The 19122-nt window shown below is 41.5% G+C and carries 10 protein-coding genes; 6 read left to right on the forward strand and 4 right to left on the reverse strand.

What is annotated here, in order from left to right; all coding sequences use genetic code 11:
- Positions 1 to 79: 79 nt before the first annotated feature.
- The 4 genes from ACWATR_RS26070 to ACWATR_RS26085 all read left to right on the forward strand — a co-directional run bounded on the left by ACWATR_RS26070 (position 80) and on the right by ACWATR_RS26085 (position 5021).
- Positions 80 to 1633: an ATP-binding response regulator gene (locus tag ACWATR_RS26070; protein WP_460338721.1), complete on the forward strand. Its 1554-nt coding sequence runs from the start codon at positions 80 to 82 to the stop codon at positions 1631 to 1633.
- Between the two features lie 109 nt (positions 1634 to 1742).
- Positions 1743 to 2114, forward strand: a complete 372-nt coding sequence (locus ACWATR_RS26075) for a response regulator (RefSeq protein WP_460338723.1) — start codon at positions 1743 to 1745, stop codon at positions 2112 to 2114.
- Positions 2115 to 2474: 360 nt separating this feature from the next.
- Positions 2475 to 3494: a tRNA-dihydrouridine synthase family protein gene (locus ACWATR_RS26080; protein WP_460338725.1), complete on the forward strand. Its 1020-nt coding sequence runs from the start codon at positions 2475 to 2477 to the stop codon at positions 3492 to 3494.
- A gap of 537 nt (positions 3495 to 4031) precedes the next feature.
- Positions 4032 to 5021, forward strand: a complete 990-nt coding sequence (locus ACWATR_RS26085; RefSeq protein ID WP_460338727.1) for a DUF1350 family protein — start codon at positions 4032 to 4034, stop codon at positions 5019 to 5021.
- Between the two features lie 182 nt (positions 5022 to 5203).
- On the opposite strand, the gene argC is transcribed toward ACWATR_RS26085, so the two are convergent.
- A complete protein-coding gene (gene argC / locus ACWATR_RS26090) occupies positions 5204 to 6193 on the reverse strand; it encodes an N-acetyl-gamma-glutamyl-phosphate reductase (protein ID WP_460340687.1) in 990 nt (329 codons plus the stop codon).
- 374 nt (positions 6194 to 6567) lie between these two features.
- Here argC and ACWATR_RS26095 point away from each other — a divergent pair, with 374 nt between their 5' ends.
- Positions 6568 to 7473, forward strand: a complete 906-nt coding sequence (locus ACWATR_RS26095) for an amino acid ABC transporter substrate-binding protein (protein WP_460338728.1) — start codon at positions 6568 to 6570, stop codon at positions 7471 to 7473.
- 91 nt (positions 7474 to 7564) lie between these two features.
- Here ACWATR_RS26095 and ACWATR_RS26100 read toward each other — a convergent pair whose 3' ends face one another.
- The 3 genes from ACWATR_RS26100 to ACWATR_RS26110 all read right to left on the reverse strand — a co-directional run bounded on the left by ACWATR_RS26100 (position 7565) and on the right by ACWATR_RS26110 (position 11738).
- Positions 7565 to 7945, reverse strand: a complete 381-nt coding sequence (locus ACWATR_RS26100; protein WP_460338730.1) for a DUF1636 family protein — start codon at positions 7943 to 7945, stop codon at positions 7565 to 7567.
- A gap of 4 nt (positions 7946 to 7949) precedes the next feature.
- On the reverse strand, positions 7950 to 8918 hold the full coding sequence (locus ACWATR_RS26105) for an iron-siderophore ABC transporter substrate-binding protein (protein WP_460338732.1): 969 nt from the start codon (positions 8916 to 8918) through the stop codon (positions 7950 to 7952).
- Between the two features lie 102 nt (positions 8919 to 9020).
- Positions 9021 to 11738, reverse strand: coding sequence for a TonB-dependent siderophore receptor (locus ACWATR_RS26110; RefSeq protein WP_460338734.1), 2718 nt, complete (start codon positions 11736 to 11738; stop codon positions 9021 to 9023).
- Between the two features lie 793 nt (positions 11739 to 12531).
- On the opposite strand from ACWATR_RS26110, the gene ACWATR_RS26115 reads away from it, so the two are divergent.
- Positions 12532 to 19107, forward strand: a complete 6576-nt coding sequence (locus tag ACWATR_RS26115) for an amino acid adenylation domain-containing protein (protein WP_460338736.1) — start codon at positions 12532 to 12534, stop codon at positions 19105 to 19107.
- The last annotated feature ends 15 nt before the right edge of the window (positions 19108 to 19122 follow it).

Here is a 19122-nt window from a genome sequence, read left to right on the forward strand (position 1 = left end):
CTGATTATTAAGACATAGAACTAAGGTTAAAATTTCTAGAAAGAATTAGTAGCCTATTCTGGCTAAAGTCGATATTGCCATGCCTAAAGAGCCACTCAACTTGCCAAAAGCAGACATACTGGTGATTGATGACACGCCAGAAAACCTGAACCTCCTATCTGCCATGCTGACGGAACAGGGATATAAAGTTCGCAGCGTAACTAAAGGTTCTACGGGGTTACGGGGGGCAAATGCAGTTCCCCCAGACCTGATTTTGTTGGATGTGAATATGCCGGAGATGAATGGCTATGAAGTCTGCCAACATCTGAAGGCAAACGATCGCACCCGCGAAATTCCAGTAATTTTTATCAGCGCTTTGGGTGATGTGCTGGATAAGGTGAAAGCTTTTGCAGTTGGTGGCGTGGACTATATCACTAAACCTTTTCAACTAGAAGAAGTTTTAGCACGAATTGAAAATCACTTGACCATTTGGAAGCTGCAACAACAACTCCAAGCCCAAAATGAGCGGTTGCAGCAGGAAATTTATGATCGCGCCAAAGCAGAAGAGAAGTTTACTAAAGTTTTCCGCTCTAGTCCCAATCCGATCGCGATCGCCACAATTTCGGAAGCTCGTTTTATTGATGTCAATCCCAGTTTCTTGAAAATGAGCGGCTATTGTCTAGAGGAAGTGATTGGTGATACGGTTGCTGAACTTAATTTAGGTAAGGATGCAGTAGCGATCGCTCAGACCATCCAACTTTTATCTGATACTGGGTCACTCTATAATCAGGAATTTGAATTTTCTACCAAGTCTGGAGAGGTCAAGACTATACTGCTATCTATCGAATTGATTGACCTGGGTGGGGTGCAATGCGCTTTATTAATTGCCAACGACATCACCGAACGTAAACGCTTGGAAAACGAGTTTATCTCTCTAGTTAGTCACGAATTGCGTACACCTTTAACCTCTACAATGGGAGCGTTAGATTTATTGGGTGCAGGACAATTAGGAACTCTAACTGAACAGGGACAAAAAGTTCTGAGCATTGCTACTACTAATACAGAACGCCTGATCCGATTGATAAATGATATTCTCGATTTAGAGCGGATGAAATCAGTCAAAATCTTCATGCAGAAGGTGAAGTGCAACGCTGCTGACCTGCTGATTATGGCAACAGAAACAATGCAGGCAATGGCAGATAAATTGCAAGTTAAACTGATTGTCCATCCTCTAACAATTGAACTTTGGGCAGACCCCGATCGCCTACTGCAAACTCTGACCAACTTAATAAGTAACGCCATCAAATTTTCTGAACCAGGTGATACCGTGTGGATAAGTGCCACACTCGCAGAACACAAGGTTGTTGGGTTGGGAGAAAATGACCATTCTTCAACACAAAGTACTCCATTACCCAGTTTCCTGCTAATTACTATCCGAGATGAAGGGCGAGGAATTCCTAAAGATAAATTGCAACTAATCTTCGAGCGCTTTCAGCAGGTAGATGCATCCGACTCCCGCAAAAAAGGAGGAACAGGTTTAGGACTGGCTATTTGCCGAAATATTGTCCAGCAACATAACGGTAAAATCTGGGTTCAGAGCATTTTGGGTGAAGGTAGCACGTTTTATGTACTGTTACCTTTACCAGCTTTCTAATAAATGGCTTCTAACTGTTTAATTCTCCCCTGCTTTTCCCCGATTTAGCTTTAGAATATCTCAAGAGCGATCAAGCAAATCAGCACATACATCGTGGAAGAGTGTCATTATGAGCAAAAATATCTTGATTGTTGATGATGAAGAAGATGTGCGGGCGATCGCAAAGTTGGGATTAGAAATGGGTGCTGGCTGGAATGTTTTGACAGCTAGTTCTGGTCAAGAAGCCTTAAACGTAGCTCTTAACCATAAACTAGATGTCATCTTACTAGATATGATGATGCCTGATATGGATGGGCGTGCAACTCTGCAACAACTGAAAGCTAACCCCGCCACTAAAGAAATTCCAGTAATTTTATTAACAGCCAAATTTCAGCAATCAGATCGAGAGAGTTTTACTGATTTGGATGTTGCTGCTATTTTTGCCAAGCCTTTCCGTCCATTGAAACTGGCAGAGCAAATCAGTGAAGTACTGGGCAGTTAGTCTGATTTTGATACCTTGTTCGCGTTACCCGCATTTCTCACAAGCTTAAGGCGTTTGATGGAGCAGAGGAGAAGTAATGAGTAATGAGTAATGAGTTATGAGTTATGAGTAAAAACTTATTACTTATTACTTATTACTTATTACTTATTACTTATTACTTATTACTTATTACTTATTACTTATTACTTATTACTCATTACTTATTACTCATTACTTATTACTTCTCACTTCTCCCCTGCACAAGCGCAGGCTTTAAGAGGTGTGGTGAGAAATCCGGCGTTAGGGTGTTTTATGTTCGCAGTTCCTAACAAGTAACTATTTTTTGATAGAGTAATGCTTTGTCGAACCCTCTTCATCTCTATGTCCCAGGTATCACTCCCCCAATCGTTGCATCCAGACCTACCCCTCACGGCTCTTGCGCCCATGCAGGATGTAACAAACCTCTGGTTTATGAAGGTGATTGCCCACTACGGCAGTCCTGATTACTTTTTCACCGAGTATTTCCGCGTGAATGATACCTCGCGGCTCAATCGTGGCATTTTGACAGCAATCACCGAAAACGACACGGGTCGCCCCGTTTTTGCTCAAATGATTGGCGAAAGCATTCCAGATTTAGTGAGAACAGCAAAGGAACTCTGCAACTATAATATCGCTGGAGTTGACTTGAATATGGGCTGTCCAGCACCTAGAATCTATCGCAAAAATGTTGGGGGTGGATTGTTGCTCTCACCAGAAAAAGTGGATCGGATTTTGGGAGAACTGCGTTCTGCTGTGAATGATCGACCTTTGACGGTCAAGATGCGCCTAGGCTTTGAAAATACAGATAACTTTTACAAAATTCTAGATATAATCAATCGCCACAGCATTGATTTGCTGAGTTTACATGGTCGCACCGTGAAAGATATGTACCACGGGGCAGTGAAATATGATTTGATTGCTGAAGCAGTCAAACGGGTTCATTGTCCAGTGCTTGCCAATGGCAATATCGACTCTGCGGCAACAGCTGTGGAAGTGCTTTCTCAAACGGGCGCGGCGGGTGTGATGGTGGGACGCTGGGCGATCGGGAATCCTTGGCTTTTTAATCAAATTCGGCAGGCTTTGCGCTTCGAGACGATCACGCCCGTTCCTTTAGTAGAGGTACGCAACTATATCGATCGTTTATGGCAAACTCCCACAGCGGCAACTATGCCAGTGCGATCGCGCGTAGGCTATCTCAAAATGTTCCTCAACTACATTGCCCTGAGTGTTGACGCTGAGGGTCATTTCCTACGGCTAATGCGACATACCCAGACCGAGGTAGAAATGTTTAACCTCTGCGATCGCTTTCTCCTTGCTGATCTTACGAAAACTTTAGCCCTAGCACCCTCCTTGAAGGTGTAACTAAAATGAGTAATGAGTAATGAGTAATGAGTAATGAGTAATGAGTAATGAGTAATGAGTAATGAGTAATGAGTAATGAGTAATGAGTAATGAGTAATGAGTAATGAGTAATGAGTAATGAGTAATGAGTAATGAGTAATGAGTAATGAGTAATGAGTAATGAGTAATGAGTAATGAGTAATGAGTAATGAGTAATGAGTAATGAGTAATGAGTAATGAGTAATGAGTAATGAGTAATGAGTGGATGAGTAATGAGTAATGAGTGGATGAGTAATGGGTATTTACTCATTCCTTATTACTTATTACTTATTACTCCCGAATCACCGACCCTTCTTTCTCGGTGAGTATGTCAAATGTTCTGATGTCATTGAATCTTTGTTTGGAAAATATAATATCGGGGGATTTAGGGGGATCGAAAATTTTTGATGCCGACAAGAGGACTTTTCAAACATCCTCTTAAAGAATCCGAAAAGCAGCAATTTCAGTTTGGAGATTAAGTATACACCTACCAAAATGAGATGTACTCATTGCTAAGTCATGGTAAATACAAATTTGAAACTGAGATTTAAACCTGTTTCTCACAGTTGGGTTGCTCTACATCCACAGCCTAAAGGAGTAATTCAATTTATTGCAGGGGCTTTCTTTGGTACTTTTGGCCCCATGCTTTTTTATCGCTATTTGCTTCAATGTTTATTCGATCAGGGATATACAATCATCCTTCTGCCGTTTAATTTTACTTTTAATCATTATGTAGAAGCTGGTTTTCTCATGAGAGAGCAGTATGAAATTCTGCCAGAGCTTGTGAAAATGGCAAGTGTTGCAGAATATGATTATGAAGCCTATCTAGATGATAAGAACTTTTCTTGGATTGGACATAGCCTTGGTTGTAAATATATCTCTTTGTTAGAAGGATTTACTGCTCTACCTCCAAACCCTCAAGATAGAGAACAGTTTATTCGTAATCTGCTGTCTCATACTGCCGATGAGTCACAGATAAAAAGTGTCGTTGCAGATATTAACAATCTCTTTGAGGAACTAACGCGAAAAACGGCTGAAGTGAAAAACTTGATTTATAGTTATGTGCATAAGGATATCAAATTTAACAGTGTCTTTATTAAAGGGCAGGTTTCTATCCTATTAGCACCTGCTATTGCTGACACAGGGAGTGCAATTCGTCCTCAATTTTTAGCGGATATCATCGATAATTTGGGTTGGGGTGTGAAACCAACTGTTGAAGAAACCCAGAACTTAATCAAGGATAGTGGGCTATTTAATATCATGGGTTTAGTCTGTTTCAAGTCAGACAATATTGCTAAATCGACCTGTGAATGGTTTACTAATATTCTGCAAAAGCCGCCTCAATATTTTCGGAAAAGTTTTGTAGGTGGACATTTAAGACCTCTAGGTATTCAATTAGGTAACTATGTCATTAATCTTTTTAATAAACCGTTGATTGAGTCAGTTCAAGAGCGAAATAGAGGATTTGAGCATAGTGTTATTCAGTTGCTTGAGAAACTGAAAGAATAAATCAACATCATGGGCATGGGGCATTGGGCATTGGGAAAACAGTTTCGTTAGTGGGGCGTTGAGCCAGTTCCGAGTTCTGAGTAAAAAAGTGAGATTCCCCACTCAGCACTCATGACTCAGCACGGGCTAAACGCCCCGCTACCGCTAACAGCACTCATCACTCCCCACTGCCTATGCCTTTTTCATAATCCCAACTCTTCTGGAAAACCGAGCATGATGTTTAGGTTTTGGACGGCGGCTCCTGATGCGCCCTTACCCAGGTTGTCAAGACGAGCAACTAGCAACACTTCTTTGGTAGTGTCATTAGCGAATACAAAAACCTGAACAATATTGGTGTTCTTGATTGCGTAGGCGTAGCCCGTCGTAGACATTGCATCCAAAAATATTCCGTCTCGCAGGAGAGTAGAATCTTGGTATGGAGCAACCTGCACAAATTTTTCACTTTGGTAGTAGTTAGCGATCGCTTCATGAATAACTTCACCTGATGGTGGATTATCCACAGTCCCTAGCGGCAAAGGCACTTGTACCAGCATCCCCTGCTCAAAATCCCCTACTGCTGGTACGAACAGTGGCGGCGATGTTAACCCGGAGTAATAATGCATTTCTTTGACGTGCTTATGCCCAAACCGCAACCCATAGATCCCATAGGGATAGAGTGACTCTGCTCCGGCTTGTTGCTCGTGGAAGGTATGGTACTGTTTGATGAGATTCTTCCCACCGCCAGAGTAACCTGACACTGCATTAACAGTGATAGGAAAGTTGCTGTTCAGGAGTCCCTTGGCAATCAACGGACGGATACAAGCCAAGAATCCTGTAGGATAACATCCAGGATTGCTCACAAACTGGGCACTGGCGATTTTCTCTCGCTGTCCTGGATTTAGTTCAGGGAAACCATATACCCAGTTTTTAGCTGTGCGATGGGCAGTACTAGCATCAAGGATCTTAACCGTAGTACTAGTTACCAAGCTAACAGCTTCAAGGGCTGCATCATCAGGTAGGCAGAGAATAACAACATCGACGGCATTGATTAGTTTAGCTCGCTCAGATGCATCCTTACGTTTAGATTCCTCAATGCTAACTAACTCGATATCATCCCGTTGGTTGAGACGTGAGTAAATTTGTAAGCCTGTGGTTCCTGATTCGCCATCAATGAAAATCTTGGGTTTAGTAATCATGCCTTCAGCACCCTTAGATGTAAGTTGTATTTTAAAACAGCTATAGCAATCCGATGATATTTTTGAAAAAATCAACAAGAAGAAGGCAGGAGGAGAACCTCTCCCAATACTGCTTGGGTTTTGCATTTTGAACTCGGAATTGGGTTTTGGGAAAAGGGTAAAGGGTAAAGGTTAAAGGTTTTTTCTTTCCCCTTACCCTTTTCCCCAAAACCCGACAAGTATTGGAACCTCTCCCAATACGACTCGGATAAGCTCTAATGTAAAGAATAGTTACTAGATAACCTTACTATGTACTCGATAGTGATACCTTCTCGATGCTTGATATCTAAATCAGATTTAATTTTTGAAAAAACGACCTATTCTTAAAGCTTATGTATGAAAAAATTGCTATTCCTATTTTAAGTCTCATATTTGCAACGCTCATGCCTAATATGGTAGCTGCTGAGACTGTGATGGAAAAAGTAGCCAGAACAGGGATATTAACAGCTGGTACTAGTAGAGATGCGCTACCTTTTGCCTATGTGGATAGTCAAGGAAAGTTAAATGGCTATTCTGTAGATATGCTGACTCTGATTAAAGAGCAATTAGAAAAAGACCTAGATAAAAAAATTAAACTGCAATTAGTTGGTCTTAGCCCTTCTGAGCGGATTACTAAAATAGTTAATCAAGAAGTTGATATTGTGTGTGATGCTAGTAGTTTTACATGGGAGCGAGATAAAAAAGTAGACTTTTCTGTGAGCTACGGTGTGACTGGAACCCAATTATTAGTTAAGAAAGGAAGTAATATAGGTTCCCCTGCATCCCTTATTGGTAAGCGAATTGGTGTGCTGGCGGGAACCACAAATGAGCAGGCGATCGCTCGTGTACAACCTAGAGTTAAGCGGGTGTATTTTAAAACTAGGGCAGAGGGATACACAGCTTTGCAAGAAGGTACTATTGATGGTTTCTCGTCCGATAGCATTCTTTTAGAGGGATGGCTACAACAGCAAAAAAATCCAGATGCTTTTGCGATCGTACCTCCTCGCCCCTATTCACAAGAAGGTATCGCTTGCATGGTACCAGAAAATAACTCGAAATTCTTGGATACAGTCAACTATTCTCTGGTCAAGTTCATGCAAGGATTCGTCAATGGTAATCAGCAATATGTCACTATTTTTGACCGTTGGTTTGGGTCTCAAGGTGCTGTAGCGCTCAATCGGGATTTACGTGATTTGGTAGTGGAAACTATGCAATTGGTCATAGAATTTCGTGAGGAAATTCCTAAAAGCGACCTGTGAAATAATGATTTTCCCACTTTAGCGTCTCGTAGAGAGCGTCTTGATTCTGACCGGAGGCGGAGCGTCTCCGTCTCCGCTCCTGAATTCTTTTTCAAGAATGATTTTGTGATGGAATTTGTGCAAAAATAGCAGACTGCAATAGTTGAGGGAAATTTTTCCAGGCGATCGCCCCTGTGCGACTTTCGATATATAGTTGCATAAACTCAAATAATGGTGTGGAACTTTTGTCAATAGGAAGATCCACAAAAAGATAGGTAGGTTTTTCAGGGCTGCAAATAGCCACAACACAGGCGCGATCGCACGCCCTGATGCAGTGGGTAGGCTGAATTTCCACTTGTTCTGATGGAAACCCCTTGTCAAAGGTAATGTTTAAATTCTCTATTAAAATAGAGCCATCTGTAGGCTGCTGTTCTGATAGTTTTTCAGACGAATGGTGGCAGTATTTACAAACAAATAGTGTGTGTTTGGGCATAAATTTAAGGGTTAATTAAGTACTTAAACAAATCATCTATTACCACCTCAGCATCAATTAAACTATTTCCTCTCCATGCTGTAGCGTCTACAAAATACACATGATTTTTTTGCACCGCTCGAATATTTTTCCACAGAGGTTTTTGTTCTAGTTTCTTTAAATAAGAACGGTCACTATCTAAGTAAGCTGAGACAAACAAAATATCACCATCGGCTTTCCATAATTCTTCTTCAGGAATCTCCATAATTCCATATTTTTGATTAATGTCTTGCGCTTTTGGGCGTTGTAATCCTGCATCATTGAGGATAGTACCTGCAAATGAATTTTTGACATCGCTTATTATCCCATTACAACAGAAGTTGATCAGAGAAATTTTTTGTTGTTTATAACGACTTCCCAAATATTGTTTTAACTTTTGAACTCGTTGCTCATAATTATTCAAAACTACTGTTGCTGTTGCTTCTTTACCTAGTGTGTTAGCTACAAAATTAAACTGTTCTTGCCACGATAAACCTTGTGAATCGTAGAGTACAGTAGGAGCTATTTTTGATAGTAGAGAATAATTTGCTTGATCGGTAGTTCGCCAACCTATAATCAAATCAGGTTTAAGTAGTAACATTTTTTCTAGATTCGGTTGACGAATTATTCCTAACAAGTTGATGTCACCGACTTTTCTCTTTACCTGTGGAGAAAATTTATTTTCTCTAAAATAAGTAGCACTTCCAATTGGTTTAACACCAAGAGTAAGAACATTACCCAAGATGATATCGTTCAAAGTAACAATCCGTTCAGGATTATTAGGAACACAGGTTTTTCCCAATGTGTGTTCAATCATCCGACAGTTAGAAATGTTGGACAACTTGTTGATATGAGGTGGAGTATCAGCGAATCTAACTTGATAGCTAGAAATTAGAAAAACAGTCAGGCTAGCAAGGAGGAAAAAGATGATAATCCTGTTAATTCTCTTTGTCATTGCAGAAGAGTTGATATATAGATCCCTTCCCAATATCTTGGGAAGAGATTTAATGTTTTTTGAACGCACTGCACATCATTGTGCATTCAACCTCAAAAGAGATTAGAGTTGAAAGGAAACAGTTCCCTGCACAATAAAAGGATCGCCTGGATAAACATTTGCTCTATTCAATGCAGAATCCCAATAGTCTATATTGAAAATATTTTTGAAATTGAGCGCGGCGCGGAACCTATCTTGCTTATAGAAGATAGCAGCGTCGGTACGAACATAACTAGGCAATTCAAATGTATTCGCTAAGTCTCCTTGTCTATCTCCTACATAAAATAAACCTAAACCAAAGCCTAAACCTTGCAAATTACCTGACTGAATTTCATAGGTTGTCCACAAATTCCAAGAGTGTTTCGGCACATTGTTCAATTGATTGCCAACTCTAGAGGGTTCATCCTCAGTGATTTCGGTATCTGTGTAGGCATAACCCGCAATGATGTTCCATCCCGGCGAAATTTCACCCGATAAGTCAAATTCAATCCCTTGGCTTTTCTGTTCACCCACTTGGATAGACCGTGCTATGTTGTTGGGATCGGCGACTAAAACATTAGAGCGAGTCAAATCATAAAATGCCAAAGTAGCAGCTAGTCCTTCACTCAAGTCTGCTTTGATCCCCACTTCGTATTGTGTCCCCCGTTCTGGTTCAGGCAGTGTTGGACTAAAAACTGATTGATTGGGTGAAAATGCTCGGCTATAGCTAGCGTAGAGGGAAATTGGTGTGATTGGTTGATAGACAATCCCAACCCTTGGACTAAAGGCTTCTTGCTGCACAGATTCACTGGTGGAGGCAGTGAAATTCTCAAATTTCTGATTGATAATATCAAACCGTCCACCTATTAGGACTTTGAAATTTTCTGTGACTGTAATTTGATCTTGGACATAGAAACCATAAGCATTTGTGCCCAACTCTAAAGTTTCTGGGCCAATGGATTCTCCAAGTGGTTGGCCATATTCAGGGTTAAATACGTCAATCGGTGCAGCTAGGTTGAAAGCAAGGTCTACATTTCTGGTATCCAATCTGGTTAAATTAAAACCTGTTACCAGTTGATGTTGGATACTGCCTGTAGAAAATTTACCGACAACATAGTTGTCAAAATTAAAGACTCTATCATCAATATCAGACTCAAAAAATATCCGATTGAGGGTGCGGTTATCTGCTCTGAGACTAGTTCCTTGAGTAACCACTCGATCCTGATCAGCCCACCCTGCTTTCAAGACACTGCGTAGTTGCCAGTTCTCACTGAAGCGATGCTCTAAGTCGTAACCAATTCGGAATACTTCTAAATCATCGCGGCTAGACGGTTCAGAAAAGTTCCGATCGCGATTAATTCTGCCATTGGGGTTGGGCAAAATGCTACCTACAACGGGGATACCCATTTGACCAAAATCTTTGGGGCGATTAATATATTCGCTGCTGAGAGTTATTTTGGTGCGATCGCTAATTTGCCACGAGAGACTCGGAGCAACAATATACTGTTGCCCATCATAGAAATCAACAAAACTTCCTGTTGTCTGAGCAGCTACATTCAAGCGATACAGAACTGTTTGGTCATCATTGAGTGGGCCTGAAAGATCAATCCCACCACGGTAGAAATCATAGTTGCCAGCGGAAAATTCGACTGAGTAGAAAGGATCTCTCAGAGGTTGTTTAGTGACAAGATTGATCACACCTCCAGTCGAACCTTGGCCGTAGAGAACAGAAGCAGGGCCTTTAAGTACCTCAATTCGATCGATAATTGCAGGATCATAACCAAACAATAAATTCGTCGAATCTTTCAACCCGTTTGTCAAAATATCAAAGCGGGAATCAAACCCTCGGATTCTCGGAGTATTAGCAGCCCCGCGCGATCGTGAGCCATCCCCCTGTGATACACCAGATACGTTTCTGAGGGCTTCACCCAAGTTTGTTACTTGCTGATCTTCTAACACCTGTCGAGGAACGACTTGAATTGACTGGGGAATATCGCGTAAAGGTGTATCTGTTTTAGTAGCAGTAGCAGCATCAGGCACGCGATAGCCGTCTTGTTCTCCTGTCACCAGCAACTCAATTGGTTCATCAGTCTGCCCTGATGGTTCTGCTGGAGGAGTGTTGCTAGCAGGTTCTTCTGACTCAGAATTTTGTGGCGCTTCTGGTTGCGGTGGTAGTTGGGTTGTAGATGCAGCAGGTGTCAAACCAAAAATTAAACCTTCATCGCCATCAAACAATTCAGCTTGTGGCAACCCCGCTTCACCTATCACCGTCACCCGGACTGTATTGATATTCTGATTAGTAACTGTGATTTCACTAATTCCCGCAGTCGGTTTTTCCGAACGAAATACGAATCCATCACCATTGGGCAGACGTAGTTGGGCGTTAGGGATGTCGGCGATATAACTATTGCCAGTACTAACATTTGAGATTTGTAACTGTTCCCCATTGGATGTCTGCAAAATCACTTCTACGCCTTTTTCCGTAGGATTTGCTTTGACTCCAGTAATTTGGATAACTTCTTGGGAAGCAGCTGAACCTGGTGTTGGTGCTGGTGATTGCACTAGCTTTTGCCCACTGGTAGGTGGACGTTTCAATTTTGAGAGTGGCTGAACCTCTATGATTGGTTGAAGCTCTGCTGAAGTTGATCGGGGTAATGCTTGATCGGAACTCGTGCTTGCACTAGTTGATGGAAAAGAACGCTGTACATCATCTCGTCCCTCCTCACTCAAGGCAGGAGTCGTTACCAATACGAAAAATGAGCCTGTAACCAACAGGCTTTGAAATAGTTGCTCTAATTTCATTAATTTTCTCACAACCAAATATGCCACTCGTTCCTAGTCGATGACGCAGCTATTTATTAACATTGATTTGCAATAATATATATTAGGGTAAATGTCTGCTTATTGCAAATGAATACAATAAAAAAATAAATTATCGAGAAACTTCTGCCTTAGCGCTAACCTCTCCCTTTGGGAGAAGGTAAAGGATTGTCAGTTATCGAAACAGTTCTGATTGCTGATATAGAAATATTTATAGTTTTTAATTATACTAAAACTTAATACAAATAAGAATTAATTATAAATAGCCTAGTTGTCAAACGCAACAATTCCTATTATAGTAATTTCAGATAATTGAAAATTAATTGCAATTAGCTAAACTTGATTTTGCGCTCCTTAGCGTTTTTTGATGACTTGAGTCTCAGGCAAAATAAGAACTTCACCTAGATTCTGATGCGATGGAAGTATCAGACTAAGAAAAAATACAGCCCTTGCTCTGGCTGGAACAAGCCTAAAGTCAGGGCAACCATTTTGAAGGGCTACCGCCTCCAGTAGCTTGACAAGAGGCAGAAGCCCACTTTAAATACATTCCCAGACTGGAGGCTGGGAACAAGACTACACAAGCCTTTGGGCTTTTGTTAGTGCCATTCGTATCAGTTCTTTCTATTGCTTTTGTGGGGATCAGAGCAGAATGCAGCGGTTAACCATAAGTGCTGGAATACTCAGGACTCAGCACTTATGGTTAACCAAACTGTATTACGAGTGGATATATAAGAAAGAATTACATCAGGGTTGCATCTAACTGTTAAGAGTAGAAATGAATCAATTTTCCAATAGCTTCCAAGAAGTTTCCCGCAATTGTTCTACTGTGATTGAGCTGCTACGCTTAAGACAATTGACGCAGCCAAATAGAGAGGCTTTTACTTTCTTGCAAGATGGCGAAACAGAAACAGCCACACTTACTTATCAAGAATTAGATAAGCGATCGCGTCGAATAGCATCTCAATTACAGTCATTAGGTTTAACTGGGGAACGAGCCTTATTGCTGTATTCACCAGGACTAGATTACTTGGCAGCTTTTTTCGGTTGCTTGTATGCAGGAGTCGTTGCTGTTCCTGCATATCCGCCTCGTAATCAGCGCAACACACCTAGAATACAAGCTATTTTGGCAGACGCACAAGCAGCGATCGCTCTTACCACAACAGAGATTTTGTCTACAGTCCGGTCTTTAATGACAGAAAAGACCAACCTAGAATCTTTACACTGGCTAACTACTGATAATCTTGCAGAAGGAATAGAAGATACTTGGCAAGAACCTTTTATTAATCAAGATACATTAGCTTTTTTGCAATACACCTCTGGTTCTACAGGGACACCCAAAGGTGTAATGGTAAGTCATGGCAACCTACTGCACAATGCTGTCACAACTTACCAATTCATGAAGCATTCCCCAGAAAGTAAGTTTGTAACGTGGTTGCCGATGTACCACGATATGGGTCTGATTGGAGGAATTTTACAACCCTTGTATGGAGGTTTTCCTTGCATCATCATGCCCCCAACTTCCTTTCTTCAACGTCCTTATCGTTGGTTGCAAGCGATTTCTCGCTACAAAGGCACAACCAGTGGTGGCCCTAACTTTGCCTATGAGTTATGCATTCAAAAAATTACTCCTGAACAAAAAGCAACTCTTGACTTAAGTAGTTGGAGTGTTGCATTTAACGGGGCTGAACCTATTCGCCATGATACTTTAGAACGATTTGCAACGGCTTTTGTAGAGTGTGGCTTCCGTAAAGAGGCATTTTATCCTTGTTACGGCATGGCTGAAACAACTCTGATGGTTTCTGGTGTTGATCACGCAACATCACCAATTATCAAAACAGTCCAGAAAGCTGCATTAGAATTCAATCGAGTAGTTGAAGCAACTGCTAAAGATCAAGATATCTACAATTTCGTAAGTTGCGGTAACATCATCCCAGACCAAAAAGTAGTAATTGCCAATCCAGAAAACTTGAGTAGTTGCAAACCTGATGAAATTGGGGAAATCTGGGTATCTGGGCCGAGTATTGGTCAAGGTTATTGGAACCGTCCTCAAGAGACAGTAGACACATTTCATGCTTATCTATCAGACACCGGTGTAGGGCCTTTTCTACGGACGGGAGATTTAGGCTTTTTGCAGAATGAAGAACTTTTCATTACAGGTAGAGTCAAAGATTTAATTATTATTCGTGGTCGAAATCTATATCCACAAGATATAGAAATAACCGTAGAGTGTAGTCATTCATCGTTGCGTTCTGGTAGTGGTGCAGCATTCACAGTAGAAGTTAACAATGAAGAACGGCTAGTAGTTGTCCAAGAATTAGAGTTTCGCGTCAAGCCAAACTTAGAAGAGGTTATTGCTACCATTCGTCAAGCAGTCACAGAAGAACATGAAGTACAAGTTTATGCTGTCGTTTTAATTAAACCAGGTAGTATTCCTAAAACTTCCAGTGGCAAGATTCAACGCCGTGCAACTCGCGTGCAATGGCAAAAAGGGGAATTAGATATAGTTGGCTGTAATATTTTAAAAAGTAGTGATATTGTCAGAAATGAAACTCGTTTAAAACGTTCCACTGTTTTAGAGCTTGTCCCACAAGAATGTCAGCTAGTTTTAGAAAAATATCTTATAGAACAGGTAGCTACGGTACTAGCAATTGCACCTGATGAAGTCAAGTCTGAACAGCCTTTAAGTACCTTTGGACTTGATTCTTTAAAAGTTTTTGAGTTAAAAAACAGGATTGAAGTTGACCTAGAAATAGAAGTATCTATAGCAGACTTCTTTGAAGGGATCAGTGCGCGATCGCTCGCTACAAAAATACTCGCTCAACTGACAACGGCATCTGCTATCCCCTCAGTGTCTCTAAGCCAAATCCAGCCAACTGAAGTATATCCTCTATCTTTTGCCCAGCAGCGACTATGGTTCCTTGACCAATTAGAACCAGGAAATTCAGCTTACAATATTTCCTTAGCTGTTAATCTCAAAGGTCAGCTTGAGATTACTTTACTAGAACAAAGTCTGAATGAAATTATCCGGCGACACGAGACTTTAAGAACCACATTTACAACAGTCAACGGACAGCCAGTACAAATTATTGCTGATTCCCTAAAATTATCTTTATCAGTAATAAATATAGAATTACAGAGCAATGTTGCAGTTCAAAAATTATTAACTCAAGAAAGTCAACGACCTTTTGACCTAACGCACGGGCCATTATTACGTGCTAAAGTTTTGCGCCTAGCACAGCAAGAGCATATTCTTTTGCTGGAGATGCACCACATCATCTCTGATGGCTGGTCTACTGAGGTCTTTTTACAAGAAATTGCATTACTTTACAAAGCATTCTTAACTAGAAGTTCTTCACCTCTCCCAGAAGTGTCGATCCAATACAAAGATTTTGCATATTGGCAGCGACAATGGTTAGAAGGTGAAATTCTGCAAACCCAACTCTCTTACTGGAAGCAACAACTTGAGGGTATACCAGCAGCATTACAACTACCCACAGACCGACCACGGCCGGCGGTGCAAACTTCACACGGCGCTGAAGAATCTATTAAGTTATCCCCAGCAGTAATTAAGCAACTGAAGGCGATCGCTCGTCAAGAGGGTGTAACTCTATTCATGTTGCTATTAGCAGCATTTCAGACCTTCCTCTACCGCTACACAGGACAAGATGATATTGCTGTAGGCTCACCCATCGCCAACCGTCAACGTCAAGAAATCAAAGACTTAATTGGCTTTTTTGTCAATACCCTAGTGCTACGTACAGATGTGAGTGGCAACCCAACTTTTGATGAGTTGCTGAAGCGAGTTAAAAACGTGGCTTTAGGAGCCTACACACATCAAGATTTGCCCTTTGACCAACTAGTAGAAGCAGTACAACCAGAGCGTGATACCAGTCGTACACCGCTGTTTCAAGTCATGTTCAATGTCCAGGATTACTCGCAGTTACCAGAAATACCTGGTTTGGCTTTGAGCTTGGTAAAAATAGAAACAGAAACAGCACAGTTTGATGTGAGCTTGTCTATTGAAATTACAGAACAAGAAGTGGCGGCATCTTTTTATTACAATACAGACCTGTTTGATGCTGCCACCATCACTAAAATGCTGAGGCATTTTCAAAATTTACTCTCAGGCATTGCTGCTAATTCTCAAGCTCGCCTATCTGACTTACCCCTTTTGAGTGCCGCAGAGCATGATTTGCTCCTGGAACTGAGTAATAATCAATCTCCAATTCCCAATTCCCAATTTGAACAATGCATTCATCAACTATTTGAAGCACAAGTAGAACGGACACCAGATGAGATCGCAGTAGTTTTTCAAAACCAGCATTTAACTTATGCAGAATTGAATCAGCAGGCGAACCAGTTAGCAAGGTATTTGCGATCGCTGGGAGTTGGGCCAGAAGTCCGAGTTGGTATCTGCATAAAACGTTCTTTAGAGATGGTCATTGGACTCTTAGCGATCCTGAAAGCTGGAGGAGTATACATACCTCTAGATCCAGCCTATCCAAAAGAACGTCTTGCTTTAATCTTGAATGATGCTAAGGTGTCAGTCCTTATGACTCAGCAATCACTTTTGGCTGTTTTGCCTGTGCTTGAGTCGCAAGTAGTATGCCTTGATAGAGAAAAAAGTGCGATCGCTCAACAAAGTCAGGAAAATCTTGTCAATCAAACGCAACCAGAAAACCTTGTCTATATTATCTATACCTCTGGCTCGACGGGAACTCCCAAGGGTGTGACAATTCAGCATCACTCTTTGGCTAGTTATGCCAAAATTGCCTGTTTAGAGTACAGATTGGAAGCAACTGATAGAGTACTGCAATTCGCTTCCATCAGCTTTGATGCCGCTGCGGAAGAAATTTTTCCCTGTCTCATCTGCGGTGCTGCTCTCATCCTGCGTACAGATGAAATGCTGAGTTCGACACCTCAATTTTTACAGCATTGTCGTAATTGGGGAGTAACTGTCCTAGATTTGCCTACTGCCTTTTGGCATCAACTAACGGCTGAATTAGCAACAGCAAATTTAGCACTTCCCGATTTCCTACGGTTAGTGATTATTGGTGGTGAAAGAGCCGACAAAAAACATCTAACAACTTGGCAGCAGCAGGTTGGGCAACGGATACGCCTTGTCAACAGCTATGGCCCCACAGAAACAACAATTGTGGCAACCCTCTGTGACTTATCAGTATCGACAGCTAGCGAAGTGCCGATTGGCAAAGCTATTCCCCAAGTTAAAACTTACGTCCTCGATCCTTATCTACAACTAGTACCTCTAGGAACTCCTGGCGAATTGTACATTGGAGGTTTTGGTGTTGCTAGAGGCTACCTGAACCGACCAGATTTAACAGCACAAAGGTTTATTCCTAACCCCTACAGTTCAAAACCTGGGGAACGTCTTTATCAGACAGGCGACTTAGTTCGCTACCTAAGCGATGGCAACCTAGAATTTCTCGGACGTATTGATTATCAAGTCAAAATTCGGGGTTTCCGCATTGAATTAGGAGAAATAGAAGCCTTACTTAATCAACATCCAGCTGTTCGAGAAGCAGTGGTTGTTGCTCACAATGATGACTCAAGCCATCAGCGTTTGCTTGCTTATGTTGTCGGGCAGTATCAACTGGAAACGGTAGAAACATTAGATACTCAGCAAACCTTGCAGTGGCAAACGGTCTTTGATAGCCTCTACAACCAGTTTGATGACACTCAAAACTCTGGCTTCTATGTCAAGGGTTGGGAAAGTAGTTATACAGGAGCGTCTATTCCAGATGAAGAAGTGCGCGAGTGGATGGAACAAACCACCGAACGAATTTTAGCTTTGCAGCCCAACCGTGTTTTAGAAATCGGTTGTGGGGGTAGCGGTCTGATGCTTTTGAATATTGCTCCTCATTGCCAGCAATACTGGGCAACAGACCCCTCACAAAATGCCCTGCAAATTCTACAACAGCAGTTGGAGAAGCTAGAGCAATCATTAGCAGGAGTCACACTTAGCCAGAGAAGTGCTTTAGATTTTGAAGATGTGGCAGAGAATAGCTTTGATGCAGTATTGATTGTCTCTGTAGCTCAGTACTTTCCCAGCATTGACTATTTGCTTCAGGTTTTGGAAAAGGCAGTTAATGCTGTAGAACCAGGCGGCTTCATTTTTTTAGGAGATGTTCGCAGTCTGCCTTTATTAGAAGCATTTCACGCCTCAGTGCAACTTTATCGAGCAGCAGAGACTCTTTCTAAAGAACAATTGCAACAGCGTGTGCAGAAACAGTTGTTTGAGGAAAAACAATTAGTCATTGATCCTGCTTTCTTTACTGCTCTCAAACAGCATCTACCTAAAATTAGTCATGTTGATATTTTGCTAGAGCGTGGTTGTTCCCAGAATGAATTAACTAAGTTCCGTTACGATGTCGTTCTCCATATAGACGATAAACAAGTTCCCAGAGCGGAAATACCTTGGTTGGATTGGGATAAAGAAAAAGTAACTCTTTCCTCTCTCCGTCGTATTTTGGGAGAAACTGCACCGCAATTTTTAGGTCTTAGCGGTGTGCCAAATGCCCGTGCGATCGCAGATATTCAGCTAGTGCAGTGGTTAAAAAACAGTGAAGTACCAGAAACCGCAGGTGAGATCAAGCAGATTTTAAGCTCCTTTGAAGATCAAGGGATAGAACCGGAAGTATTCTGGACATTAGAAAAAGACTTTCCTTACTCAGTCCAAATTACTTGGTCAGGTAATAATATAGGCGATCGCTATGACGTGATCTTCAAACGCTCTACACCTAATGCTGCTCGGTGTTTCTGTTTACCTGCTGCTTTGCCTCCTTTGTCTCGTCCTTGGCACGATTACGCTAATACTCCTTGGCAAGGAAGTTTAGCGCGTGAACGAGTACCTCAACTCCGAGATTTTCTGAGAGAAAAGCTACCTGAGTATATGCTGCCAACGGCTTTTATATTCTTAGACGCGTTTCCTTTGACCCCCAATGGCAAAGTCAATCGTCGCGTCTTACCGTTACCGGAAAGTTACTCTACTCAAAACAATCTTTATGTAGCGCCCGAAACAGAGCTACAGCAGACCATTGCTAGTACGTGGCAAACAGTACTTGGTATTGGGAAAGTTAGTATTAACGATAACTTTTTTGATTTAGGCGGTCATTCTTTGCTGATTTCTCAAGTAAACGCGCAACTACGAGATAAATTGCAACGCGATATTTCAGTGGTAGAAATGTTTCAATATCCTAGTATCAGTTTGCTGGCAAAACATCTGAGTCAAGAACAGCAAGAACAACATTCCCTTAAAGAGATTCGTAACCGTTCTGATAAACAAAAAATGGCTCTAAACCGACAAAAACAAGCTCATAAATCACGCAAATAAACCAGAATTAGGGAC

Source organism: Nostoc sp. UIC 10890, assembly GCF_054786515.1.